Genomic DNA, 23,004 nt, shown 5'->3' on the forward strand with positions numbered 1-23,004 from the left:
CCACAATTATGAAAGTTACCCAGGAAAAACTTCCCGCTAGCCAGATTGGGCTAGATATCGAAATCTCACCGGAAATGTCCAAGAACGCTTACGAGCAGGTGATTCGTCAATATGCTCGTTCGGTTAATATTCCTGGGTTCCGGAAAGGGAAAGTCCCCCGCCATATTCTCGTCCAACGCTTAGGAGTTGATCGAATTAAAGCGGCGGCTTTGGATGATTTGATGCAGCAGTGCTTACCCAAAGCCGTTGAACAGGAAAACATCCCTGCCATTGGGAGTTTTGAACTCCGGGGTGATGTTGAACAATTGGTCGCCCAGTACGAACCCGGACAACTTCTAACCATTAAAGCGGCGGTTGATGTCGCCCCCGAAGTCAAACTTGGCCAATATACTGGCTTAACGGTACAAGCCGAAGAAATCAAATCCGATCCGGCTCGGGTGGATCAAGTGTTAGAACAGGAACAAGCCAAGTTAGCCACGTTAATTCCGGTGGAAAACCGACCCGCTCAAACGGGTGATATGGCATTTGTGGACTTCAAAGGTGTATTAGAGACTGTTGGCGAAGACGGAGAACCCCAGGAAATTCCAGGGGGTCAAGCGGAAAACTTCCAAGTTGAGTTAGTAGAAGGACAATTTATTCCCGGTTTTACCGAAGGAATGATTGGCATGAACCCCGGTGAAACCAAAGAACTTCAGGTCAAATTTCCTGATGATTATGGCGATGAGGAATTAGCCGGACAGCCGGCAGTTTTTACCGTTACCTTAAACGAACTCAAGGAAAAAGAACTTCCCGAGCTTGATGATGAATTCGCCGAAGAAGTCAGTGAGTTTAGCACCTTAGCCGAACTTCGCGAGTCCTTAGAGAAGCGATTTCAACAGGAAGCCGAAGATCAAACGACTGCCAACAAACATAAGGCTTTAATTGAGGCAATTGTCGCAGATCTTGAGGTCGAAATACCGGAAACGATGATTCGACAAGAAGTTGATCAAGTGCTGACCCAGCAAGCCATGCAGTTGAGTCAAATGGGAGTCGATATTAAACGGCTGTTTACCCAAGAGATGATTCCTCAAATGCGGGAGCGTTCTCGTCCCCAAGCCATTGAACAGCTTAAGCAGTCTTTGGCCCTCAAGGAAATTGCCAAGCAAGAATCTATTACGGTTTCTGAGGAAGATATTAAAGCCGAAGAAACTAAAGCAATGGAACAATTGCAGGGACAAGAGGTTGATCTAGATCGGTTGCGCGAAGTGGTCACAGAAGACTTACTGAAGAAAAAGACCTATGCTTGGTTAGAGGAAAACTGCACAATAGAGTTGGTTCCGGAAGGGTCTTTAACTCAGTCAGAGGAGTCTGAGCAGCCGGAAACTTCAGAAGAAACCTCTGAGGTGGAAGTCGAAGTCTTGACTTCTGAGTCTACAGAAACTTCTGCTGAGTCAGAGAGCGTTTCTGAGTGATTTCTTTAACGTTTAAGGACTAGAAAGGGCTAATCCCCTAACCTGTTAACGGGGAAAGGGGACAGCTAGCCTTTGGAAAGGCTGAAGTCAGCAAGTTCTGACATCGCCCATCTCAGACGTGATCGCCTTACACCTGACACCGGAAACCGTTCACCCATTCTAATCCCTCGTTTTCTGGGTAAATCTCAGTTTCTCTCGAGCCGTTCTAGTCGAGTTAAGGCATAATAGATCGTATCAAGCTTAACGGATTCAACAATTGCCCAAGGTGCAGAAGGCACTGTTTTAAAATACAGGGGTTAATTCACGCAATCGATCATTTAAAACCTAGTTATCTATCCCATGATTACATCTGAGTCTTCTCCTTGCCCAATTGTGAGTTTTAACAATCGCGATGTCATTAGCGTTAGCCAACGAAACTCGGCTTCTACCCATCCGGCTAACGTAATGATTCCTATGGTGATCGAACAGTCAGGGATGGGAGAGCGGGCGTTTGATCTCTACTCGCGTTTACTCAGAGAAAGAATTATTTTTCTGGGAACAGAAATTGACGATGAGATCGCAAACGCTGTCAGCGCCCAGATGTTGTTTCTTGATGCTGAAGATCCCGAAAAAGATATCCAACTCTATATCAACTCTCCAGGCGGTTCTGTCACAGCCGGAATGGGAATTTACGACACCATACAGCAAGTTCGCCCGGATGTGGTAACAATCTGTTATGGTTTGGCCGCTAGTATGGGAGCATTTCTGCTTTCGTCTGGTGCCAAAGGAAAACGAATGTCGCTTCCCAACGCCCGGATTATGATTCACCAACCTCTCGGCGGCGCTCAAGGACAAGCGGTAGATATTGAGATTCAAGCTAGAGAAATTCTCTATCACAAGCGCATCCTCAATGAAATTCTCGCGGAAAATACAGGTCAACCTTTTGAACGAATTGAGGCTGATACTGAACGCGACTTCTTCATGTCCGCCGAAGAATCTAAAGAATATGGTCTAATAGATCAGGTGATCTCTAAACAGAATCGTCCTATTCCTGGAGAATCTGTCCAAGCAGCCACATAAGACGAGGCAATTATGTCTAAATACGACTCCCATCTAAAATGTTCCTTTTGCGGAAAATCTCAGGAGCAAGTCCGTAAGTTGATAGCGGGGCCGGGGGTTTATATCTGCGATGAATGCGTGGAGTTATGCAATGAGATTTTAGATGAGGAGTTGTTCGATCCGAGTGCAACAGCTGCACCTCCTCAAACTTCTCGTCCTCAAGCCGCTCCTCCGCCTAAGCGTCGTTCCCGTCCCAGTCGCGTTGCACTCAACCAGGTTCCTAAACCTGTCGAGATCAAAACCTACCTTGATAGTCATGTCATTGGTCAGGATGAAGCCAAAAAAGTGCTTTCTGTAGCGGTTTATAATCACTACAAACGTTTAGGTTTTATCCAAGGGAAAGGTCGCCCGTCCACAGAAGATAACATTGAGTTGCAAAAGTCTAATATTTTGCTCGTTGGCCCGACGGGTAGTGGTAAAACCCTGTTAGCCGAAACACTGGCCAAAATGTTGGATGTTCCCTTTGCGGTGGCGGATGCAACCACTTTGACGGAAGCGGGATATGTGGGCGAAGATGTCGAAAATATTCTGTTACGGTTGTTACAAGTTTCAGATTTTGATGTCGAAGAAGCTCAACGAGGAATTGTCTACATCGACGAAATTGACAAAATTGCTCGTAAAAGTGAAAATCCTTCCATTACTCGCGATGTCTCCGGAGAAGGGGTTCAACAAGCTCTCCTGAAAATGTTAGAAGGAACCGTCGCCAATGTTCCTCCCCAGGGCGGACGTAAACACCCCTACCAAGACTGCATTCAAATTGATACCAGTAATATTCTGTTTGTCTGCGGGGGGGCCTTTGTGGGACTCGACCGAATTATCGAGCAGAGAACGGGTAAAAAGTCAATGGGCTTTATTCAAGGGGAAAAGGAAGAAGTCAAAGAAAAACAGTCAGCCGATACCCTGAAGAAGATGGAACCCGATGACTTGGTTAAATTTGGGTTAATTCCTGAATTAATTGGCCGAATTCCAATGGTTGCGGTACTTGATCCGTTAGATGAAAAGGCATTGATGGCAATTCTAACTGAACCTCGCAGTGCTTTAGTTAAACAATATCAAAAACTACTGCGAATGGATAATGTGCAGCTAGAATTTGAACCTGATGCCATTCAAGCGATCGCCCAAGAAGCCTATCGTCGGAAAACCGGCGCCCGGGCGTTGCGGGGAATTGTCGAGGAATTGATGCTGGATGTCATGTACGAGTTACCCTCTCGTAAAGATGTGAAACGCTGTCAGGTGACAAAAGAAATGGTTGAAAAACGATCAACGGCGGAGTTGTTAGTTCATCCGTCTTCGTTACCTACACCCGAGTCTGCTTAACTTTTAAACAGAAGCAAACAGGTCTTCGGCTAAACCAAAAGAAAGCGTCATTCCAGCACCACTTAAAGCGTTAACCAGGGTAACGCCTGTTTCCGCTTGGGCGATGAATTCGGTTTTTCCGGGGATTTTGGCATAGACTCCATTCCAGGTTTCCGCAATCTCAAATGAGGGAACCTGTACAAAAGTTTTGAGATAATCAAGGATATATTGGTTAATTTCGGCTTTATTAAACGGATCAGGATTTAAACCGTATTCGTGAGAATCTCCAATGGTTAATTCCCCTTGAGAATTTTGGGAAACCATCACATGAATTCCCCATTGGGGAAAATAAGGGGTTTCGCTTTGAATTCTATCTTTTAATGCAGTTAGAGAGTGACAATGAGAAAATGCTGCATAATGGGTTAATGTTAACCCGCCACAGAGAGAAGTTCCTATTTGAAATTGATGGGGTTGTGGGGCGGTTCGCATCATTTGCAGTTTAACTTTAGTCATCCCACTTTCTGCATAAATTTCGGGATAAAGAGTTTCAAAATCTCTCCCACTACAGACAAAAATCTGATCGGCTTTCCAAGTTTTTCCCCCGGCGATGAACTGAGGATAATTAATCTCAGTCACAACAGTTCCCCATCTAAATTCTACCCCATATTCAGCCGATAAAAAAGCTGGAATTTTGGCGATCGCTTCTCGGGGATCAACAATCACTTCCGTTGAACTCCACAGCGTCCCCAGTAACCCTTCTGTCTGGACGGCTGAACTTTTTTGAATTGTGTCTTCGGGTGTTAATAAAGCCACTGTATCCAGATTTGTGGTCGCGATAAATTCTTCTAAAACCGCTAATTCATCTTGACGATAAGCCGTATGAAGTGAACCACAACAATCTGTTTTAAATCCGGCTTTGTCGGCAATTTGTAGCCAAATTTCTCTTGATTTTAAGGCGCGATTCAATAACAAACCTTGAGGTTGACCAATCGGCCAAATCATGCCAAAATTACGAATAGAAGCCCCGATTGCTTGTTGATTGCGTTCAAAAACGACAACTTTTAATCCGCGTTTTGCTGCGGCTAAAGCATGGGCTAAACCGACGATTCCCGCCCCGACAATTGCAACTTCTGTTGATTTAATTTGAGTCATTTTTAAAAAATTTTTTATAAGTTAGTGATGATTTTGGCAAGTTCCCGGAGAGAATCAAGTAAACCATCATTGGGGTATTGTTGTAATTGTTCTCGGGTATGAGTGCCGTTGGTAACAGCTAAAGATAATAAACAATTTGCATTGATTCCTGCGGCTAAATCAACGGGAGTATCGCCAATATGAATGACTGTTTTTGAGTCTTTTATTCCGAGCTGGTACATAGCTTTTTGAATCATATAAGGAGCGGGACGACCTTGATTATTATAAATTTCATCGGGTGTTACAGAAGCTTGAATGATAGAATATTCGGAGCCAATATAGTTATTATCTAAACCTTTATCCCAAGCTAAACGATTTAAAATAATATCGGTAACTTTTCGATAAAATCCGGTATTCAACGCAATTTTTATCGTTTGGGATTTTAACTCTTTAAAGAGTTCTAGACAGCCTTCTGTGGGTTCAACAGGTTGAGTTAAATAATGAGTTTCTAAGATTTCTTTAAATAAGGTATAGGACTGTTCAACTTGAGCGGAATAACTCGGATTATCTGTGCCAATTTGTTCAGCCCAAAGGGTTTGAAAAACGAGCTTTTTTGACCATCCCATCATGGAATTAATCCGATCAGCGTTAGTCTTTAAGCCTGTGGTTTCTGCGGCTTGAAAAAAACACTGTTGAACTTCGTTCTGATCTTGAACCGTTGTCCCTGCCATGTCAAAGACAACTAATTGAATACTCGCCATTGAATAGTCACAAAATAGGGCTAAATTAGACGATCAAGCTTTTAATCAGATTAAAGTTTATTGGGTTGTGAAATCGCCGAAATCACAGGATTTTTTAAGAATTGTCAGAAACCGGGTTTTTAATCCCCACAGTGTTGGGGGGCGGGTTGAGTAATGTTATTGTTAAGATGGATAAATTGATGTGAACCCGCCCTACGGTTTTTAGCTTAATTCTTAATTTTACCACAACGTTGATTCGCCGTAACAGCTTCCATCATTTTTTACTTTCCTCAAAGATTATCCTTCCCTTGGAGGAAGTCATCGTCCGAAATATCGCTTATTCTAGATGTAGAGAGACTTAAATACAAGTTTCTCCATTTCAAGAATTCTGGAGGATAAAAAAATGAGCATCTTCTCCAAAGTTACACTCGTCGTTGCCAGTTCTATTCTATTTTCTGTAGGTTTATCGACTTCAGCGATCGCCGAGAACCCTGGGAATGTTCAAAAATTGATCGAAACGGGTATCTGTCCAGGATGTGATTTGCGGGGAGCAGACTTAAGCAAACTTCACCTGATAGGGGCGGACTTAAGAGAAGCCGATCTCTCAGGGGCAAATCTAGCATACACCAATTTAGAGGGAGCGGATCTATCAGGAGCCAATCTTGAAGAAGCGAATTTAAAAGGGGCGTTTTTGAATAGTGCGGAATTAGATGATGCTAATTTGTCTCTAGCAAACTTAACCGATGCGAACTTAATTCAAGCTCGAATGGAGGGAACAAACCTAATAGGAGCTAATCTTAATGGTGCGAGTTTCTTGGTAGAATCTCTCGAAGAAGCTCAACTGTCTCCTCTGGGTTCAGCAGAAGAATTAGGACAGCAAGAGCAGTTAAGTATTGAAAGACAAGAATCTCAGCTTACCTTTCCGGTAGGAGGACAGGAGCAGAACGAGTTTGAATATACAACAGAATATCTCAATGAAGTTTTTGAGCCTTTAGAAGTCAATCGTGATCCGAGTTCAATTCCTTTTCCTCCCCGGATAGAATTTTAGGGAAATGGTTAACCGGATGAAAAGTTGTCAGGTGTTGAGTTCCCATTCACTGAGAAGATCACAAGCTCGAGATGAATATTCAGCAGATAGTTAGGGTGCTTCCACAAACATAGAAGCATCAAACTATCTGTAAGTGTTGCTGAATTTTGAATTATAAAAATTGTCGCCATTGAAATTCGGCGAGTTGCTTGGCTTGAGCAATGGTTTCTTTGGGTTCCCAAATTCCCTGTGCAATTAAGTGTCCTTCTGGTGAGCGATATTGATAGGTGACTCGATAATGATGTTTCTCATTTTTGGGGTTGTGAGTTTCCTTTTCGATGTGGAGTTCAATGGTTCCGAATTCATCGCTATAAGTCGCTTGACAAGTATGGTCTTGTTCTTTCCAGTCCAATTTTGAGGAATGATGAACCTCTGTTTTTGGGAAAGTCGTCCAGGTGGCGGACAAGGCAGATCGAGTATTAACAGTATCAACAACTTGAGAGAGCAGATTTTGAGTCTTCATAAGCGGGTTCTCAGAATTCAGTAGATGTTGACTAGAAATGAAATAATGAAATAGGAAGTAAAAGCTGCTTGACTGCAACTGACTCCTAGTTCAGATTCGATTGACAATCTTGATGACCAAATTAAAAAATCGCTTGACTGAAGTTATCCGGTCAATAGAATCGATTATTTAGTTACATACACCGTAGAGAGGATAATTTCCCGATCTCTCATAAAGTCAGGCTGATCATTGAGTTCAATTGAAAATCTGAGCAACCTGATCTCTATCAAAAGGTCAGCTTACATACGCTTAATTTGATGAGAATACTCTCATGATTTTCCTGGGCTTGTATCAAAATTGCGTTCCAAGGTGTAATCAAGATGTGCGAGTGTTGTCACCCGTGGGAGCCAGATGATTGCACTATCAATGCTCTTTGAATGCAACTCCATATGAGTAGAATTTGCCCAGTTATCTGTGAATGTTTCTTTTTGGCTTGAAAGAACAATATATGAGACTTAACACACAAGATACTAATACAAAAAACTCAATTGCAGCAACTCATGTCATCTCACCTTGACCAAATCTTTACAATAAAATTGTAGTCTAGAAAACATTACTTCACACCAGAGGGGGTTATGTAAAGCTATTGAGTTTGATCTGAACCACTCCCTTACTAAAGTTTTTGATCTAAACCGCCAATAATGTTTGTTGATCAGTAACAAACAATAAGTTGATAAGATTTATGTCAGATAATTGCATACTCAAGCAACATTGTCAATTTTTTGGCTGACCCTGTTAGCAAACGCTAACAATAGCATTAAAATAGATTTCTGTTTACTATCGAAAGAAGTAGCAGAGTACCGGATCGGATAGACAGGACTTGATACTTTTTCACCTGCAACATCCATCTTTGGATAAAATGCTTATATCTCTCCACTGACAAATCCGATGAAAATTCTGATTGTGGAGGATGACTGGGAAATCGCCCAACTCATCCAACAAACATTAGAAAATGAGGGTTTTTCCTGCGAAACGGCCCGCGACGGTTGGGGCGCTTTAGAATGGTTTCAAAGCCAGCAGCCAGACCTGATCATTCTTGACTTGATGCTTCCCGGTCTAGATGGCTTAGAAGTCTGCGCCCGTATTCGTCAGCAACCCGGGGCTAAAGATCCCTATATTATGATGCTGACGGCGAAAGGAGAAGAAATTGATCGGGTGATTGGTTTATCTACGGGGGCGGATGACTATCTGGTTAAACCCTTTAGTCCCAGAGAATTAGTTGCTAGAGTGCGGGCTTTGTTGCGTCGCAGTTTGCGTCATGGGGGACAAAGCCAAATTTACCGTACAACCCATTTTACCGTTGACCTTGATCAACATTTAGCTTACCGTCAACTGGACTCTCAAACTTCAGAACCCCTAGATTTAAGTCCTTTAGAATTTAATTTGCTGGTTACTTTAGTGAGTTATCCGGGTCGGGTTTGGAACCGAACTCAATTGATTGATAAACTTTGGGGAGATGATTTTTTTGGGGATGAACGAGTTGTTGATACTCATATCGCCCGACTGCGAAAAAAAATTGAACCTGATCCCACTCATCCTCAGTTTATTAAAACAGTTGTCGGAACGGGATATAAATTTGAAGATACTACAACAGATCGGTAATGGGGAATAGGAAATAGGTTACAGGTTACAGGTTACAGGCGATCGCTGAAAAAACTGGTCACTGGTCACTGCATAACTGTAAACTGAACCCAACCCGCCCTGACTCTGGGAGAATGGAAATAATTAATTATGGCTAAACTGAACTTGCGATCGCGTTTACTGTTGTCTCATCTGTTAGTCATGGGAGTTGGATTGGGTAGTTTTATTTTAATGAGTAAAGTCTACTCACCTCGTCTATTTGTTTTACAACTCGAACGCCTTGAACAAACCCAGTTTTTTAATGTTCGTTCTGTGAAAACCTATCTGGTTCGGGGATTTGAAATCACTTGGAATCGTAGTACCTTATGGTCGGTTGGTGTGGGTGCAACGGCGGCGGGTGCGTTGAGTTATTGGGTGGCTAAACGGATTACTCAACCTTTAACTCAAATGCGAGAAATTACTCAAAAGTTTGCAGCCGGAAACTTAGATGAACGCATGGTAAAAAGTGAAATTCCTGAACTGAATCTACTCAGTTTAAGCTTTAACCGAATGGCGGAAAGTATCGAGGGAATTGAACAGCGACGCCGAGAATTAATTAGTGATATGACCCACGAATTGAGAACACCCTTAACGGTTGTACGAGGCTATTTAGAAGAAATGTCAGAGGGGAGAATTGAACCTTCTGATGAACTTTATCAGCGTTTAATTCGAGAAACTCGCCGCTTAGAACGATTAGTGAATGATTTACAAGAACTTTCTAAAGCCGAAGCCGGATATTTGGTGATCAATCCTCAACCGATCAACCTCCGTCCACTTTTAGAGTCTTTAGTTGCTCGTTTTGGCGATCAACTGTTAGAAGATGGGCCTGTTTTAAAATTAGATTATCAGTCGAATTTACCGCTTGTTTTGGCTGATCTAGATCGAACTGAACAAATTTTAGTGAATCTGTTAGGAAATGCAATTCGTTATACTGACACAGGTTCAATTACCATTCAAGCTTGGCAAGAATTAAACTTAGTTTGGATTGCTATTATTGATACGGGTTTTGGAATTTCAGAAACGGATTTACCCCATGTTTTTGAACGGTTTTGGCGAGGAGAAAGATCGCGTTCGCGTCAATGGGGTGGAACCGGAATCGGGTTAGCCATTACAAAACGTTTAGTTGAACTACAAGGCGGTAAAATAGAAGTTGAAAGTGAACTCGGAAAAGGGAGTACATTCCGTTTTTGTTTACCGATAACTTAGATAATATGATGTCCGTTTATTAATTCTGTTATGGGGAGGGGCGGGTTTATCTAAATCTCCGAGTAGTAGTAAAGATATTGTCGAACCCGCCCCTACAGAATGATCATCTCAATCAGGCTGAGAAACCGGCTTCGATAACGAAAAATACTAATCAAATCTTAAATTACTGCCCAACTTGAAAAATATCTTCTGCTGTTAAATTTAACTCAGGAAAAATGAGAGATTCTATGCGTTCGCTTCCCCGATATAATTTTACCATATATTCGCCTTCGCTCATTTGATAAACTGAAATTGTCGGTTGTTTGGGATTGCCAATATATCGCCTTCCCCCCAATCCTAAATAATCAATAATCCAATATTCAGCAATTCCCAGTTTTTCATATTCTCCCAATTTCACGGAGTAGTCATCTTGCCAATTTGTACTCACCACTTCTACAACTAATTTCAAACTTTCGCCTCGGGTTAAAGTTGAGCGTTTTTTCCACAGGGGTTCCTCAGTTAAAGCCTGTTTATCAATGACCGCAATATCAGGACTATAACCCGTATTTTCGGAACCAATGGGTTTAATAATACATTGTCGAGGAATCAAATAGGACAATTTAAGACGGCGTATCTCTAACGTTAGCTCTGCTGCTATTTCACCTGCGACTTGTTCGTGAGTTCCTGTAGGTTGCATTTCGATAACTGTTCCTCCGTGCAATTCAAAACGACCGTAGCCATCGGGATACCAATCTAGAAATTCTTCTAGGCTCAAAGCTTTAGGCGTTGATAAAATTTGACGCTCTGATGTAGCTTGACTCATCGTTAATTTTACCTCAATTTATGCTAATATAATTCTATCATTTCTCCGAGTCGTAGTATGAGTTCAAAATAAAATACTTATGGTAATTTCCGATAAACCCCAAACCCAAAACCTCTCTGTTGATGAATTTTTAGCCTTACCCGAAACGACACCCGCCAGCGAGTATATCGACGGCAAAATTTATCAAAAACCCATGCCAAAAGGAAAACATAGCTTACTCCAAGGTCGTCTAATGAATGCCATTAGCACAGTCGGAGAAGAACAAAAGTTAGCCTGTGCTTTCCCCGAGTTACGCTGTTCGTTTGGGAAACGTTCAATTGTGCCGGATATTGTTGTGTTTGAGTGGGCAAATATTCCCCTAGATGAACAAGGTGAAATGAGTAACGATATTAACATCCCACCCGACTGGATAATAGAGATTTTATCACCCGATCAAAGTACAACTCGGGTGATTAATAATATTTTATTTTGTCTTAAACAGGGAACAAAGTTAGGTTGGTTAGTGGAACCTCAAGAACGATTGGTGTTAGTTTTTAAGCCCAACCAACAACCAGAATTTTTTGAAAGTGAACAAGTTTTACCTGTTCTTGAAGTGTTGGAAGATTTACAACTCTCAGTTAATACTTTGTTCAGTTGGTTGAGTTTTCCCGCTTAATACCTGTTAATGCCAGATCTGATTAAACTTTATTAATTGTATCTGTTGTATTAAAAATAAAAATTTCATAGGTGATGAGTTTTGCCAAACTAAAAAACTCTAATCCTTTGGCAGTTAACCAATCTTGTGAATTGGCAATAATTAATTTATTGATTGCTTTGTATGTCGGTTGAACATTTCCGGTGATATCCAGTTTTTAAACGAGATGAAATCCTGTTTTTTGAGCAATTTTTTTGTAACTATCGAGTCCTATAAACTGCACCACTTGCGTAGCCTTTGAGCCATAGGTATTCGTAATCATCCGGCTAAGGATTTGCGTTTCAAAAAATGACCAAAATAACAATATTTTCGGACTCATCAAAAAATCAACGATAATTAATTTTCCACCGGGTTTGAGAAAATGATGAGCTTGATCAAAAAACCGTTCTCGACTGGGAAAAGCAAAAATACATTCTAAAGCTATGATGATGTCAAATTTCTGGGAAAAATCAGGAAACTGACAAGCATCTCCGTGAATAAACTCTACAGAATTGCCATTTTTAGGCTGAATGATTTCTTTCGCCTTCTCAACTTGAACCTGATCAATATTAAGACCAAACAGTTTTAAATGACTGTAAGTTTGATTGAGTAAATTAATCGTTCCTCCAAAACCACACCCAGTATCTAGAATGTTAGCTTTTTCTGGAACTTGAGCCAGTTTTAACACCAGTTTTGAGAGATTATTTGCAGCTTGGCCAAAGTCCTTTAGTTCTCCTGTAGCTTGTTGTGGATCTTGCCAAAATCCCCAATGAATATGCTGACCAAAAGCTGTTTCTAACTCAGGTTCTTGTTTAAATTTTTCAACGAGCGAATCAAAATATCTCATATTTTTTCATCTAAAATAGAGATATTTTATCAGAAGTTTAAAGGATTTACAAGGATAAAATTAAGCGTGTTAGCCCAGGAAAAAATTGACTAAAAATCTGCTACTCGCTGCAAAAGCTTATTCTACAAGGGTTCGACGGGTAGAGTGCATCAAACGATCAAACTCGTTAAACTGAGGAAAGATGGAAGCAATTTGACGAACCCTAACTCCTACAAAAGCCCATTCTACAAGGGTTCGACGAGTTTAGAGCCAGATGTAACAAAATTGTCAACTCCCTGTCATACCCCTGTCACATTCATCCCCTATCTTAAGAAATGTCAGCCCAAAACACAAAACGTTCCTCGACAAGCTCCTCACACCCTTGGGCTGACTTTTCCTAATACTGTTATCGCAGAAAACAACGACATTATATAGACTAAATAACTATGACCACCAAAATTAAAGACTTTGAGTTTTCTTCTGGTTTTAACAATAAATCTCAGGATAACAAATCATCAAACTCTATTGTGCAAAAATTAGTCAGTTCAACGACCTTAATTGCATTAGGAGCCGGATTAGCGATTGGAGGAACCCAATTTTTTACTGCTAAATCGGGTGCAGAAACTATCACAAAATCTTCTATTCTTCCATTGGCAGAAACAATTTCTAGTCCGGCAAATGCCATTCAAGTTCCCTCTAATTTTGTTGCGGCTGTTGTCCAACAAGTCGGCCCTGCCGTTGTAAGAATTGATGCTCAACGAACAGTCGAAAATCAAGTTCCTGAAGCTTTAAACGATCCCTTTTTCCGTCGTTTCTTCGGTGAACAAATCCCCAATATTCCCGAGAGACAAATTCAATCCGGTACAGGTTCAGGCTTTATTATTGACTCAAAAGGTGAAATTATAACAAACGCTCATGTTGTCGATGGAGCGAGTAAAGTAACAGTTACTCTCAAAGATGGTCGTCAATTTGAAGGGAAAGTTGTGGGGAAAGATCCCGTAACAGATGTTGCGGTTATTCACATTGAAGCGGAGAATTTACCCACCGTTAAACTGGGAAATTCTGAACAATTGCAACCCGGAGAATGGGCGATCGCAATTGGAAACCCATTAGGATTAGATAGTACCGTAACCACTGGAATTATTAGTGCAACTGGACGTTCCAGCGCTCAAATCGGAGTTCCCGATAAACGAGTAGAATTCATTCAAACCGATGCAGCGATTAATCCGGGAAATTCCGGCGGTCCACTTCTCAATCAAAACGGTGAAGTGATTGGCGTAAATACTGCAATTTTACAAGGCGCTCAAGGACTCGGTTTTGCCATTCCCATTAATACGGTACAACAAATTGCCGCCGAATTAGTCGCAAATGGCAAAGTTGAACATCCATTTTTAGGGATTCAAATGTTAACTTTAACGCCAGAATTAAAGAATGAATTAAACAGTGATCCGAATAGTGGAATCATAATTAATCAAGATCAAGGCGTTTTAATTATGGGAGTTGTCCCCAATTCTCCCGCAGAGAATGCAGGTTTGAGGGCAGGAGATGTGATTGAAAAAGTTAACGGCGAAACCGTCAAAGCCTCCGAGCAAGTTCAGCAAGCTGTTAACCGAGAAAGAGTTGGCAGTCAGTTAAACTTAGAGTTAAGTCGCAACGGTAAACCCCTCAATCTCAATGTGCGTGCGGGTGCATTGTCTGCTATCGAAAACTGATATAACACGGTATAAACCGTATTAATGTTTCGTTCCTGTCTTGCAAAGTTCCTTCTCGACGGAAACCGCCGAGATCGGACTTTGCGCTGCATCACCCCGGACTGTCGGCAGTACCCGGTCAGACAGGCTTAAACCGAATAGCCTTCGGCAAAACGTTCTAAATTTAGGCTGGCATTCAAATCACGGTCAAGGCTTACACCGCAATTCTTACAATTGAAAACCCGTTCTTTCAGTGGCATTTCTTGAACGTGACCGCAATTTGAACAGGTTTTAGTTGACGGATAGAATCTATCAGCAAACACTACTCTTGAACCGTACCACGAGGACTTATACTCGACTTGGCGGCGAATTTCATAAAAAGCAGAATCGGCTATAGCACCCGCTAATTTATGATTTTTCAACATCCCAGAAACATTCAAGTCTTCTAACCCGATGACTGCGTGGTTTTTGCATAGCCATGAGGTTAATTTTTGAATTGTATCTTTGCGAATGTTGACAATTCTTTGATGAGCTTTTGCGAGTTTCAGTCTAGCTTTGTTCCTGTTATTTGAACCCTTCTGTTTTCTTGAGAGTTCGCGTTGAAGTCGGGCTAGATTTTTTTGAGCTTTTTTGTGGGCTGCTGGGTTAACAAAAACAGTACCATCTGAACAGGTCGCTAATACCTTAACCCCAACATCAACACCCAGGTATTCTCTTGATTTTACAGTCGGTTCTGGCTCAAATTCGTAGGCTACAGACAGATACCAAGAATCAGCGACTCGACTAATTGTGACTCGTTTAGTCTGAATTTCGGGAAGGGGTTCGTAAGTGTTAACCCATCCAATAAAAGGAAGTTTTAACCTCCTCCCTGAAAACCTCATTACTTGGCCACAATTATCGAGAGTAAAGCTATCATTTCTGCCTTTTTTCTTGAACTTAGGATGTTTGGCAATGCCTTGAAAAAATCGGCTAAATGCTTCTCCCAAGTGCATGAAAGCAAATTGATAAACTCTAGAACTTAGGGTTGACTGCCAGGGATAGTTTGGCTTAATGTGATTGGTGTAGAACTTTTTTAGCTTATTCGTTGAAGGTTTTAAACCCTGTTTGTAAGCTTCATTCCACATCGCTAACGCCCAGTTCCAAACCCACCTAGAATATCCGGCGTGGGTCGCCATTAAAGTCTTCTGTTTGTTGTTCAGTTTTAACTTGGTATGATAGGCTCGTTGCATAGATCTATTATCTGATCTTACGGATAGTACCGTGTTGTACCATAAATTGTCTACTAAGTTACTGCTCCCCAATCTTAACCCCATTTTCGTAGGGGCGCAAAGCTTGCGCCCTTTTTTGCTTGCGCCCTGTTTTGCAAACTGTTTTGCGCCCTTTTTAAAATGAATAATTATCGGGTTATCAGGAATTTTTAATTTGCAAAACAACCCAATCAAACGTATCCAAAACTTGCTTGAGAGCGGTGTCATCTTGAACAGTCGATAAGCGAATTCCCGGCGATCTAAACTCAGTTTTATCAACCGGAAGTGATAAACCAATTGAACTCAATTGTCCGCGTAGTTCCACCCATTTTTCCTCTCGATCAAAAGGCGGTTGAGAACCATATTTAATCGAAGAAATTTCTAAGCGGCCCGAAATATCAACACTAAATAACTTATGAGGTTTTCTACCTTTTTGATGTAAAATTGCAGCAAAACCCCCATAAATATCTCCCGTTCCCCATTGAACATCAGTTTCAGGCTGTTTCCGCGCCCAAGCATGAATTTTTCGAGCCATTTCCACCTCATCAATACCGCGTCTGATCTTCAATTCTTCAAAGAAAGAATTCTCATCCCAACGCCGTCTTTCACCCGTTGCACTTGATTTTTTCTGTTGGGCTTCTGCGGTTTGACCAATAACACGGGGAACTAATGTTTTTAAACCCTCTTGGGAAACATATTGCTTAATTTCCAACGCCCAAACCTCCACCGGATCAGTTTGTTCATTGAGAAATTCAACAATACGTCTTAAGGGGGCAGGAATTTCATCCGCTACAAAAATCAGACGAATTTTTCCCGCTTGAATGTTAGTTTTTACCTTTTGCCAAAACCGTTCTTCATCAGCTTCTGAACCTAAAAATTCCTCAAAAACTTGCTCCGGATCACGACCTTGATCGCGACAATTGGCTTCAAATTGAGCAATCGTTGATTCTACAGGCCAATAAATCCCGAGATTTGCCGCGTAGTCCAACATTTGACCGAGCATTTTTTGACGAGTCTCGGCATTGTGAAAGCGTTTAATTTCCACTAAAGTCGGAATTGCATCTTGATCAAGAAATAGATGATCGAGTGACCAACGTCCAGTCGATTCTTCCTCCGCCGGAAGCGTCACTTCCCGAGAAATCACTAACCATCGTCTTGATGTTGCCCGATCAATTTCATCCCCAGCTAACAAATTCGGATAACTTTCCAACAATTCTTGAAGCTGATCTTCTGAGTCGTAAGCTTGCTCCATCATTTCCACAAGCTGATCATCATCTTGGATCAGATATATCCCTCCACCCATAGCTATTCTGCCAATATAATAAATTTTGAAATTTCAGCCTTGAGATTCACCCCATCAACCCATCAATAATTTTGAGACTGATTTTGAGTTGCTAATAATTCCAGCTTTTTTTAATTTTTGGTCTTTCCTCAATATATCAGTCTCAAATTCCAATTGTTAGTGATCTCAGTGCCACTGACCTGTAAACACCCATTCAGCCGGCCCACTCATATACAGCCGTTCGTCAGAGGCTGACCATTCAATTTCTAGACATCCTCCGGGTAATTCTACTGTTACGAGGCGATCGCTATTTCCCGTTAATACCCCCGCCACAACCACGGCACAGGCGCCTGTTCCGCAAGCTAAGGTTGCACCCGCTCCTCGTTCCCAAACGCGCATTTTCAGATAATCCGGTTTAACCACTTGGATAAATTCAGTGTTGGTTCGTTCAGGAAATGCCGGATGATGTTCAAATAGCGGCCCAATTTGAGCTAAGGGAATCGCCGCCACGTCTTCAACAAAGGTAATACAGTGAGGATTACCCATACTGACACAAGTGACGAGCCAGGACTGTTCAGCGACAACTAGAGGCACGTTAACAGCCTTTTCGTCGGCTTGAACCAAAGTTGTGGGAATTTCTGCGGCGAGTAGTCGAGGTTTCCCCATATCGACTTTGACCTGTCCATCTGGGAGAATCTCCGGGGTGATAATACCCGCCAAGGTTTCAATCTTGTAACTTAGAGAAGATTCTGTGCTGTTAATTTTACCGTCACGACGTTCTAAATCGGCGATAAATTTAGCCAGACAGCGAATCCCGTTTCCACACATTTGCGGTTCTGAACCATCTGAGTTAAAGATCCGCATCGTATAGTCCGTGTTTGAGGTTCCCGGTAAGGCAAAAATCACCCCATCCGCCCCGATGCCAAAATAGCGATCGCACATCTGCATTGCCATTTCAGGAGTAACAATCGGTTCTGACTGATGACGATTATCAATCAAGATAAAATCATTACCCAAACCCTGGTATTTCCTAAACTCAATAGCCATTGCATCCTCCACGGCTCACAAAGATTAGTCTAGCAGATAGGGAGAGAGCCAGACAGTTTACACTCACCCGTGAGGGTGACGGATAACTGGTGTATGATTGCCTATCGTAATGGAGCAATCTTGTCTGCGACCAGAATCTTCGATTTGGTCGTAGGTGAATTGCGACCAACAAAAAAGACTCGGTTTTGGGAAAGCCCGTCTCAAGTTTTCCTTTCCTAAAGTCTAACGGGTTAACATGGCGGGGTAGAAGCATGGTATTATGCTCAGATGCTGACACTAACCTACGAATACAAGTTAATCCCCTCTCAAGAACAGATCGTCATCATTGAAGAAATGTTGGCGGTCTGTAGAAAGGTGTGGAATTATGCCTTAAGAGAGCGGAAAGACTGGATAAATAGTAGGAAGTGTGCAATTAATTCTTGTTCATTGCAACAAGAATACATCATCTCAGCAGATACCCCTTACCCCAACTACAACGTACAAGCCGCGAATCTAACCAAAACAAAGAAAACCAACCCAGAACTTAAGAAAGTAAATGCTCAAGTTTTACAGCAAGTCTTGAAGACTTTAGAGAGAGCATTTAACAAGATGAAAGAGCAGGGTTACGGTTTTCCTCGCTTTAAAAATAAGTACCGAATGCGGTCATTCGTATTTCCTCAATTTCAGAAAAATCCAGTTTCTAATGATTGGATAAAACTCCCTCAAATTGGATGGGTTCGGATGAGATTATCTCGTCCCATGACCGAGGGATTCAAGCTAAAGCAGGTACGGGTAGTTAGGCGGGCAAGTGGGTATTTTGCCATGTTATCTCTGCAAAGTCCTGTAAATATCCCAGACACCCCGGCTTCGGGGTATCCGCTAGGGATTGACGTTGGACTTGATAAGTTCTTGGCAACTTCTGATGGTGAGTTGATTGAACGACCGAAGTTTTTAAACCAACTACATAGCGAGTTGAAATTACTGCAACGTAGACTTAAATTAAAAACAAAGGGGTCATCGAATAGACAGAAACTCAACCAGAAGATAGCAAGACTTCATAAAAAAATCTCAGACACTCGAAAAGACTTTCACTTCAAACTGGCTGCTCATTTGTGCGACCAAGCTGGAATGATATTTGTTGAAGACTTAGACTTTAGAACCTGGGCTAAAGGAATGTTAGGTAAACATACTTTAGACGCAGGGTTCGGTCAGTTCTTCAATATACTCGCTTGGGTATGCTGGAAAAGGGGGGTTTATTTTGGCAAGGTTGACTACAGATATACCAGTCAAATCTGTCCAAATTGTGGAGTGCATACAGGCAAAAAAAACCTAGCTGAACGTATTCACAAATGCCCCGAATGCCAGTACGAAATCAACCGTGATGTTGCAGCAGCAAAAGTGATTTGTAACCGAGGTGTCACTGCGGTTGGGCAGATCGTAGAAGAAATTGACTGTGTAGGCGTACTGTCGGGGGTTGATAACAGCCTAGATAAGTGCCGCAAAAGCAGTAAACCCAAATAGCGATGTTTGGGAATCCCTCTCTATAATCTCTGATTTAGAGAGGGAGGATGTCAATGAAATCAGAAAATCTACACCTCAAACCCCGAACTCACCATGTCTGACTTTGACACAGGTTTACCGAGTATTCGACAAGTTCAAACCTATACCCAAGACAAACAGCCTGTAGAAATCAAGCTGCTGACGAATGATATTCTAGTTGGAACCGTATTTTGGCAAGATCATAACTGTATTTGCCTGCAAGATGAAGGTCAGCAACCGATTTTAGTTTGGCGACAAGCGATCGCCTATCTCAAACCCAAAAGTTAACCCCAACTCAGAGAGTGGCGGGTTGTTTAACCTCTAAAGGTTCACTTTCAATCTTTGTCGGAGTCGTCACGTTTTGGCTGTTCACAGGCGGCGTAATTGGAATTAGATCACAACGCACCTGATTGAGATTTTGAAAGCCACCACACAGCAACAAGTGATCACCCGCTTGCAAATCGATCGAGGGGTGGGGCCAACGTAAGAATTTACCCTGACGGCGTAACGCTTGCACCTGCACACTATAACGACTAAGTAAATCAATATCAGCCAAGGTTTTACCCACCGCCGGACTATTTTCGAGAATGATCAACCACTGACAAGAGACACTTTCAGACGGAAGTTGCACCTCTCCTTTCGCCAGTTGATCCAAAATAGCTAAGGCTTCCGGTTCTCCGACTAATAATAAGCGATCGCCTTTGTTGAGGGGAGTATTACTATCGGGATAATCAACTTCTTCGCCGTTTGATCGCCGAATTGCCATCACACTCACCCCACTGAGATGACGTAAATCAGTTTGTTGAATCGTCATTCCTTCTAGGGGAGAATCTTCGGGTAAACTGTACCATTTACTATTCATATTTTGCGCGGCTTCCTGCAAGTTACGCGAAATTTTCTCAGGAGATTCTTCCGGGCGCAAATCAAGGTAATGACTATTGCGAATTTTTTGGGTTTGCTGTTGAATGTCTTTGAGAGGTAATCCCATACTCACTAACAAATGAGTTGATAATTCTAAACTCGCTTCAAATTCCGGCTGAACGACTTCTTTTGCCCCTAAATGATACAATAATTCGATATCTTGATCCCGATAGGCAATTACGGTGATATCGAGAGCGGGTGAATACCCTAAAGATCGCTTTAAACAGAGTCGAGTATTCATCGGATCAGAAAGGGCAATTGCCATTGCAGCAGCGCGATCAACACCTGCCGTTTCTAACACATGAGAACTCGCTGCATTCCCGTATAAATAGGGGATTTTAGCATTGCGTAACTCTTGAACGGCTCGTTCAGAATGATCAATCACCACAACCGGATAGTTATGATTTCTAAGGACTTGTACCAAGTTTCGTCCGACTCGTCCATACCCACAAACAATCACATGATTTCGTTGAGGTAAATCGTCAGAAATGGCAATGGGTAAAGCGGTTTCTTCTAAAAGTGCAAACAACCAAGGTACATTTTCCATCCAGTCTAATAGACGCGGAATCAGTTTCAAAACAAACGGCGTAATCACTAAAGTAACGGCTGTTGTTCCTAATATTAGCAGATAAACTCGACGAGAAACTAAGCCTAAAGTCTGCCCTGCACTGGCGAGAACAAAAGAAAATTCCCCAATTTGAGCTAATCCTAATCCCGCAATAATTGAGGTTTTAATCGTATAACCAAAACTGCGAACAATTGGAATAATCAACAGCGATTTTCCGAGGACAACCAGACAAACCAATCCTAAAATTAATTCTAAATGTTCCCAGAGGAAAACCGGATCGATTAACATTCCCACAGCGACGAAAAATAAAGCTGCAAAAATATCCCGCAAGGGTTCAACATAAGTCAAGGTTTGATCGGCGTATTCCACCTCAGAAATCATCAAACCTGCGACAAATGCCCCCATTTCAATCGAAAATCCTAAATGTTCAGTTAATAACGCAATTCCTAAACAGAGAGCGACTACTCCTAATAAAAACAATTCACGGCTTTCAGTACGAGCCAGAAAACGCAATAATGAGGGGATAATCCAAATTCCGGCTGCGACGGCACCCACCGCAAATAATCCGATTAATAATAGCGATCGCCCGACTGCTAAACCCAAAGCTTCGATGGGTTGATCTAAAGCAGGTAAAACGGCTAACATTAGCCCTAGTGCTAAATCCTGCACCACTAAAATTCCCAACATGACTTGACCATGAGGGGTACTGGTTTCGTTGCCTTCCATCAAACATTTAAGCACAACCGCCGTTGAGGACAGCGATAAAATTGCCCCTAAAAATATCCCTTGAACTGGAGAACTCACCCAACCCATAACGACGGAAACAACGGCCGTTAAAATAATCGTTAGGGTAATTTGTAAACCCCCACCTCCTAAACTGATAGCTTGAACTTTCTTCAGTTCAGCGAAGGAAAACTCCACACCCAAAGCAAACAGCAAAAACGCTACCCCAAATTGAGCGAGAGTTTCCACTTGAACTAATTGTTTAATCAAACCTAGTCCAGAAGGGCCAACGACGATCCCACCAATGAGATAACCGAGTAGGGCGGGTTGTTTGAGAAGTGAGGCTAGCAACCCTCCGGCTGTAGCGGCTGCAAGAACGAGAACTAAATCAACAATTAATCTAAAGTCTTCTGGCACGGATTTTCAATCTAGCGACAAAATGTAACAACGTGTTAATTAAATATTAGAGTAGCAACTTTATGATGGGAGTGCTATTTGAACAGTGAACAGTTATCAGTGACCAGTGTTTTCAATGAAAATCTTAAATGTATTCGAGTTTTCCCCTTCTCGAACAGGAGGTTTGAGAAGATCACGTTGGCTGAAAAGTTTGATGCTAGCCTTGATAACGGCTTGTTTGGCGATCGCCATTCCAGCAACCGCTTCTTTTCAAGTGCAGGTGACACCCTCTTCTCCGCAGTTAGGGGATACCCTGTCTGTTACCCTGAATGCGGCGGCAAATTCAGGGAGTTCTAACCCAAGCGTTGTATTAAATGGCAAGACTTATCCGATGTTTCCCCTGAGTGGAAATCGTTATCGAGCGTTAATTCCGACTACACCACTCGATCAGGCGGGAACTCGACAACTGCAAATTAGCGACGGAACTCAACAACAGAGTATCACCGTACAAGTGCGCGATCGCAGTTTCCCTACCCAGTCTATTTGGCTTTCTGACGAGCAGAATAGTATTGAGGGGACTGATTTTGAGTTTGACCGAGTGGATGCCTTTAAAGCCCTCGTAACGCCGGAAAAATACTGGAACGGCCCGTTTCTGCGACCGAGTGAGGGTTATGTCAGTACGATTTATGGAGTGCGTCGCTATTATAACGGTGAATTTGCCGAAGATTATTATCACAGAGGCGTTGATTATGCCGCCGGAACGGGTTCTCCCGTCGTTGCGCCTGCGGGGGGTCGTGTGGCGTTGGTGGGGTTAGAGTCTCAAGGGTTTGAACTGCATGGTAATACAGTAGGAATTGATCATGGTCAAGGTGTCACCAGTATTTTTATTCATCTCAGTCGCATTGATGTCAAAGAAGGGGATATGGTGAAAGCAGGTCAAGTGATTGGCGGAGTGGGTTCAACGGGGATTTCTACAGGGCCACATTTACACTGGGGATTGTATGTTCATGCTCAAGCCGTTGATCCGGTACCTTGGCGATCAGTTGGGGTAGATTGACATCCTCTCCGCCGTAAACGACGGAGATTCCAAACATCACTGTTTGGGTTTCCTCTTTCTATGAGTTGACTTACTCAACTGGGTTTCCCCACTTAAGCAGAGGTCAGTCTCTCGGGAGGCGT

The 23,004-nt window shown here is 42.3% G+C and carries 20 protein-coding genes; 11 read left to right on the top strand and 9 right to left on the bottom strand.

Annotation, left to right across the window (positions count from 1 at the left end):
* The first annotated feature begins 8 nt into the window (after positions 1 to 8).
* From tig to clpX, 3 genes are all read left to right on the top strand, one after another.
* Positions 9 to 1,451: a trigger factor gene (tig, locus tag VB836_RS10930; protein ID WP_323219375.1), complete on the top strand. Its 1,443-nt coding sequence runs from the start codon at positions 9 to 11 to the stop codon at positions 1,449 to 1,451.
* A 339-nt stretch (positions 1,452 to 1,790) separates the two neighbouring features.
* Positions 1,791 to 2,510: an ATP-dependent Clp endopeptidase proteolytic subunit ClpP gene (gene clpP / locus VB836_RS10935; protein ID WP_046280654.1), complete on the top strand. Its 720-nt coding sequence runs from the start codon at positions 1,791 to 1,793 to the stop codon at positions 2,508 to 2,510.
* 12 nt (positions 2,511 to 2,522) lie between these two features.
* A complete protein-coding gene (gene clpX, locus VB836_RS10940) occupies positions 2,523 to 3,866 on the top strand; it encodes an ATP-dependent protease ATP-binding subunit ClpX (protein WP_323219376.1) in 1,344 nt (447 codons plus the stop codon).
* 3 nt (positions 3,867 to 3,869) lie between these two features.
* Here the strand turns inward: clpX and VB836_RS10945 are convergent, their stop codons facing one another.
* Both VB836_RS10945 and VB836_RS10950 read right to left on the bottom strand, forming a co-directional pair.
* Positions 3,870 to 4,997: a TIGR03364 family FAD-dependent oxidoreductase gene (locus tag VB836_RS10945; protein WP_323219377.1), complete on the bottom strand. Its 1,128-nt coding sequence runs from the start codon at positions 4,995 to 4,997 to the stop codon at positions 3,870 to 3,872.
* A gap of 14 nt (positions 4,998 to 5,011) precedes the next feature.
* Positions 5,012 to 5,737, bottom strand: a complete 726-nt coding sequence (locus tag VB836_RS10950; RefSeq protein ID WP_323219378.1) for an HAD family hydrolase — start codon at positions 5,735 to 5,737, stop codon at positions 5,012 to 5,014.
* 382 nt (positions 5,738 to 6,119) lie between these two features.
* Here VB836_RS10950 and VB836_RS10955 point away from each other — a divergent pair, with 382 nt between their 5' ends.
* Complete coding sequence (locus VB836_RS10955) at positions 6,120 to 6,764, top strand: pentapeptide repeat-containing protein (RefSeq protein WP_323219379.1); 645 nt, start codon at positions 6,120 to 6,122, stop codon at positions 6,762 to 6,764.
* Positions 6,765 to 6,915: 151 nt separating this feature from the next.
* On the opposite strand, the gene VB836_RS10960 is transcribed toward VB836_RS10955, so the two are convergent.
* A complete protein-coding gene (locus VB836_RS10960) occupies positions 6,916 to 7,266 on the bottom strand; it encodes a hypothetical protein (RefSeq protein WP_323219380.1) in 351 nt (116 codons plus the stop codon).
* Positions 7,267 to 8,193: 927 nt separating this feature from the next.
* Between VB836_RS10960 and VB836_RS10965 the strand changes: the two genes are divergently transcribed.
* Both VB836_RS10965 and VB836_RS10970 read left to right on the top strand, forming a co-directional pair.
* Positions 8,194 to 8,907 (top strand): response regulator transcription factor, encoded by a 714-nt coding sequence (locus VB836_RS10965; RefSeq protein WP_046280660.1) that lies wholly within the window; start codon positions 8,194 to 8,196, stop codon positions 8,905 to 8,907.
* 129 nt (positions 8,908 to 9,036) lie between these two features.
* On the top strand, positions 9,037 to 10,131 hold the full coding sequence (locus VB836_RS10970) for a sensor histidine kinase (RefSeq protein WP_323219381.1): 1,095 nt from the start codon (positions 9,037 to 9,039) through the stop codon (positions 10,129 to 10,131).
* Between the two features lie 163 nt (positions 10,132 to 10,294).
* On the opposite strand, the gene VB836_RS10975 is transcribed toward VB836_RS10970, so the two are convergent.
* The gene (locus VB836_RS10975; protein ID WP_046279184.1) at positions 10,295 to 10,933 is read right to left on the bottom strand and encodes a Uma2 family endonuclease; all 639 of its coding nucleotides are present in this window, start codon (positions 10,931 to 10,933) and stop codon (positions 10,295 to 10,297) included.
* A 79-nt stretch (positions 10,934 to 11,012) separates the two neighbouring features.
* On the opposite strand from VB836_RS10975, the gene VB836_RS10980 reads away from it, so the two are divergent.
* The gene (locus VB836_RS10980) at positions 11,013 to 11,588 is read left to right on the top strand and encodes a Uma2 family endonuclease (RefSeq protein ID WP_323219382.1); all 576 of its coding nucleotides are present in this window, start codon (positions 11,013 to 11,015) and stop codon (positions 11,586 to 11,588) included.
* A 196-nt stretch (positions 11,589 to 11,784) separates the two neighbouring features.
* Here the strand turns inward: VB836_RS10980 and VB836_RS10985 are convergent, their stop codons facing one another.
* On the bottom strand, positions 11,785 to 12,453 hold the full coding sequence (locus tag VB836_RS10985) for an SAM-dependent methyltransferase (protein ID WP_323219383.1): 669 nt from the start codon (positions 12,451 to 12,453) through the stop codon (positions 11,785 to 11,787).
* A 425-nt stretch (positions 12,454 to 12,878) separates the two neighbouring features.
* On the opposite strand from VB836_RS10985, the gene VB836_RS10990 reads away from it, so the two are divergent.
* Positions 12,879 to 14,144: an HhoA/HhoB/HtrA family serine endopeptidase gene (locus tag VB836_RS10990; protein ID WP_323219384.1), complete on the top strand. Its 1,266-nt coding sequence runs from the start codon at positions 12,879 to 12,881 to the stop codon at positions 14,142 to 14,144.
* Between the two features lie 128 nt (positions 14,145 to 14,272).
* Here VB836_RS10990 and VB836_RS10995 read toward each other — a convergent pair whose 3' ends face one another.
* From VB836_RS10995 to dapF, 3 genes are all read right to left on the bottom strand, one after another.
* A complete protein-coding gene (locus VB836_RS10995) occupies positions 14,273 to 15,352 on the bottom strand; it encodes an RNA-guided endonuclease InsQ/TnpB family protein (RefSeq protein WP_323219385.1) in 1,080 nt (359 codons plus the stop codon).
* Between the two features lie 178 nt (positions 15,353 to 15,530).
* Positions 15,531 to 16,673 carry a hypothetical protein gene (locus tag VB836_RS11000; RefSeq protein ID WP_046280049.1) on the bottom strand — a complete coding sequence of 381 codons (1,143 nt, stop codon included), beginning with the start codon at positions 16,671 to 16,673 and terminating at the stop codon, positions 15,531 to 15,533.
* Positions 16,674 to 16,838: 165 nt separating this feature from the next.
* Positions 16,839 to 17,699: a diaminopimelate epimerase gene (dapF, locus tag VB836_RS11005; RefSeq protein ID WP_046280048.1), complete on the bottom strand. Its 861-nt coding sequence runs from the start codon at positions 17,697 to 17,699 to the stop codon at positions 16,839 to 16,841.
* Positions 17,700 to 17,966: 267 nt separating this feature from the next.
* Here dapF and VB836_RS11010 point away from each other — a divergent pair, with 267 nt between their 5' ends.
* Positions 17,967 to 19,199 carry an RNA-guided endonuclease InsQ/TnpB family protein gene (locus VB836_RS11010; protein ID WP_323219386.1) on the top strand — a complete coding sequence of 411 codons (1,233 nt, stop codon included), beginning with the start codon at positions 17,967 to 17,969 and terminating at the stop codon, positions 19,197 to 19,199.
* A 93-nt stretch (positions 19,200 to 19,292) separates the two neighbouring features.
* A complete protein-coding gene (locus tag VB836_RS11015; RefSeq protein ID WP_046280047.1) occupies positions 19,293 to 19,505 on the top strand; it encodes an Hfq-related RNA-binding protein in 213 nt (70 codons plus the stop codon).
* Between the two features lie 7 nt (positions 19,506 to 19,512).
* Here VB836_RS11015 and VB836_RS11020 read toward each other — a convergent pair whose 3' ends face one another.
* A complete protein-coding gene (locus tag VB836_RS11020; protein WP_323219387.1) occupies positions 19,513 to 21,846 on the bottom strand; it encodes a cation:proton antiporter domain-containing protein in 2,334 nt (777 codons plus the stop codon).
* Positions 21,847 to 21,967: 121 nt separating this feature from the next.
* Between VB836_RS11020 and VB836_RS11025 the strand changes: the two genes are divergently transcribed.
* A complete protein-coding gene (locus tag VB836_RS11025; protein ID WP_407659643.1) occupies positions 21,968 to 22,882 on the top strand; it encodes a M23 family metallopeptidase in 915 nt (304 codons plus the stop codon).
* The last annotated feature ends 122 nt before the right edge of the window (positions 22,883 to 23,004 follow it).

The organism is Limnoraphis robusta BA-68 BA1, from assembly GCF_034932365.1.
GTDB classification, from domain to species: domain Bacteria; phylum Cyanobacteriota; class Cyanobacteriia; order Cyanobacteriales; family Microcoleaceae; genus Capilliphycus; species Capilliphycus robustus.

Coding starts and splice junctions, on each gene's coding strand:
- VB836_RS10945 (WP_323219377.1), bottom strand. CDS start 4,997: ATGACTCAAATTAAATCAACAGAAGTTGCAATTGTCGGGGCGGGAATC.
- VB836_RS10995 (WP_323219385.1), bottom strand. CDS start 15,352: ATGCAACGAGCCTATCATACCAAGTTAAAACTGAACAACAAACAGAAG.
- VB836_RS10975 (WP_046279184.1), bottom strand. CDS start 10,933: ATGAGTCAAGCTACATCAGAGCGTCAAATTTTATCAACGCCTAAAGCT.
- clpP (WP_046280654.1), top strand. CDS start 1,791: ATGATTACATCTGAGTCTTCTCCTTGCCCAATTGTGAGTTTTAACAAT.
- VB836_RS10950 (WP_323219378.1), bottom strand. CDS start 5,737: ATGGCGAGTATTCAATTAGTTGTCTTTGACATGGCAGGGACAACGGTT.
- VB836_RS10955 (WP_323219379.1), top strand. CDS start 6,120: ATGAGCATCTTCTCCAAAGTTACACTCGTCGTTGCCAGTTCTATTCTA.
- VB836_RS10965 (WP_046280660.1), top strand. CDS start 8,194: ATGAAAATTCTGATTGTGGAGGATGACTGGGAAATCGCCCAACTCATC.
- VB836_RS10990 (WP_323219384.1), top strand. CDS start 12,879: ATGACCACCAAAATTAAAGACTTTGAGTTTTCTTCTGGTTTTAACAAT.
- VB836_RS10960 (WP_323219380.1), bottom strand. CDS start 7,266: ATGAAGACTCAAAATCTGCTCTCTCAAGTTGTTGATACTGTTAATACT.
- VB836_RS10980 (WP_323219382.1), top strand. CDS start 11,013: ATGGTAATTTCCGATAAACCCCAAACCCAAAACCTCTCTGTTGATGAA.
- dapF (WP_046280048.1), bottom strand. CDS start 17,699: ATGGCTATTGAGTTTAGGAAATACCAGGGTTTGGGTAATGATTTTATC.
- VB836_RS11010 (WP_323219386.1), top strand. CDS start 17,967: ATGCTGACACTAACCTACGAATACAAGTTAATCCCCTCTCAAGAACAG.
- VB836_RS10985 (WP_323219383.1), bottom strand. CDS start 12,453: ATGAGATATTTTGATTCGCTCGTTGAAAAATTTAAACAAGAACCTGAG.
- clpX (WP_323219376.1), top strand. CDS start 2,523: ATGTCTAAATACGACTCCCATCTAAAATGTTCCTTTTGCGGAAAATCT.
- tig (WP_323219375.1), top strand. CDS start 9: ATGAAAGTTACCCAGGAAAAACTTCCCGCTAGCCAGATTGGGCTAGAT.
- VB836_RS11000 (WP_046280049.1), bottom strand. CDS start 16,673: ATGGGTGGAGGGATATATCTGATCCAAGATGATGATCAGCTTGTGGAA.
- VB836_RS10970 (WP_323219381.1), top strand. CDS start 9,037: ATGGCTAAACTGAACTTGCGATCGCGTTTACTGTTGTCTCATCTGTTA.
- VB836_RS11015 (WP_046280047.1), top strand. CDS start 19,293: ATGTCTGACTTTGACACAGGTTTACCGAGTATTCGACAAGTTCAAACC.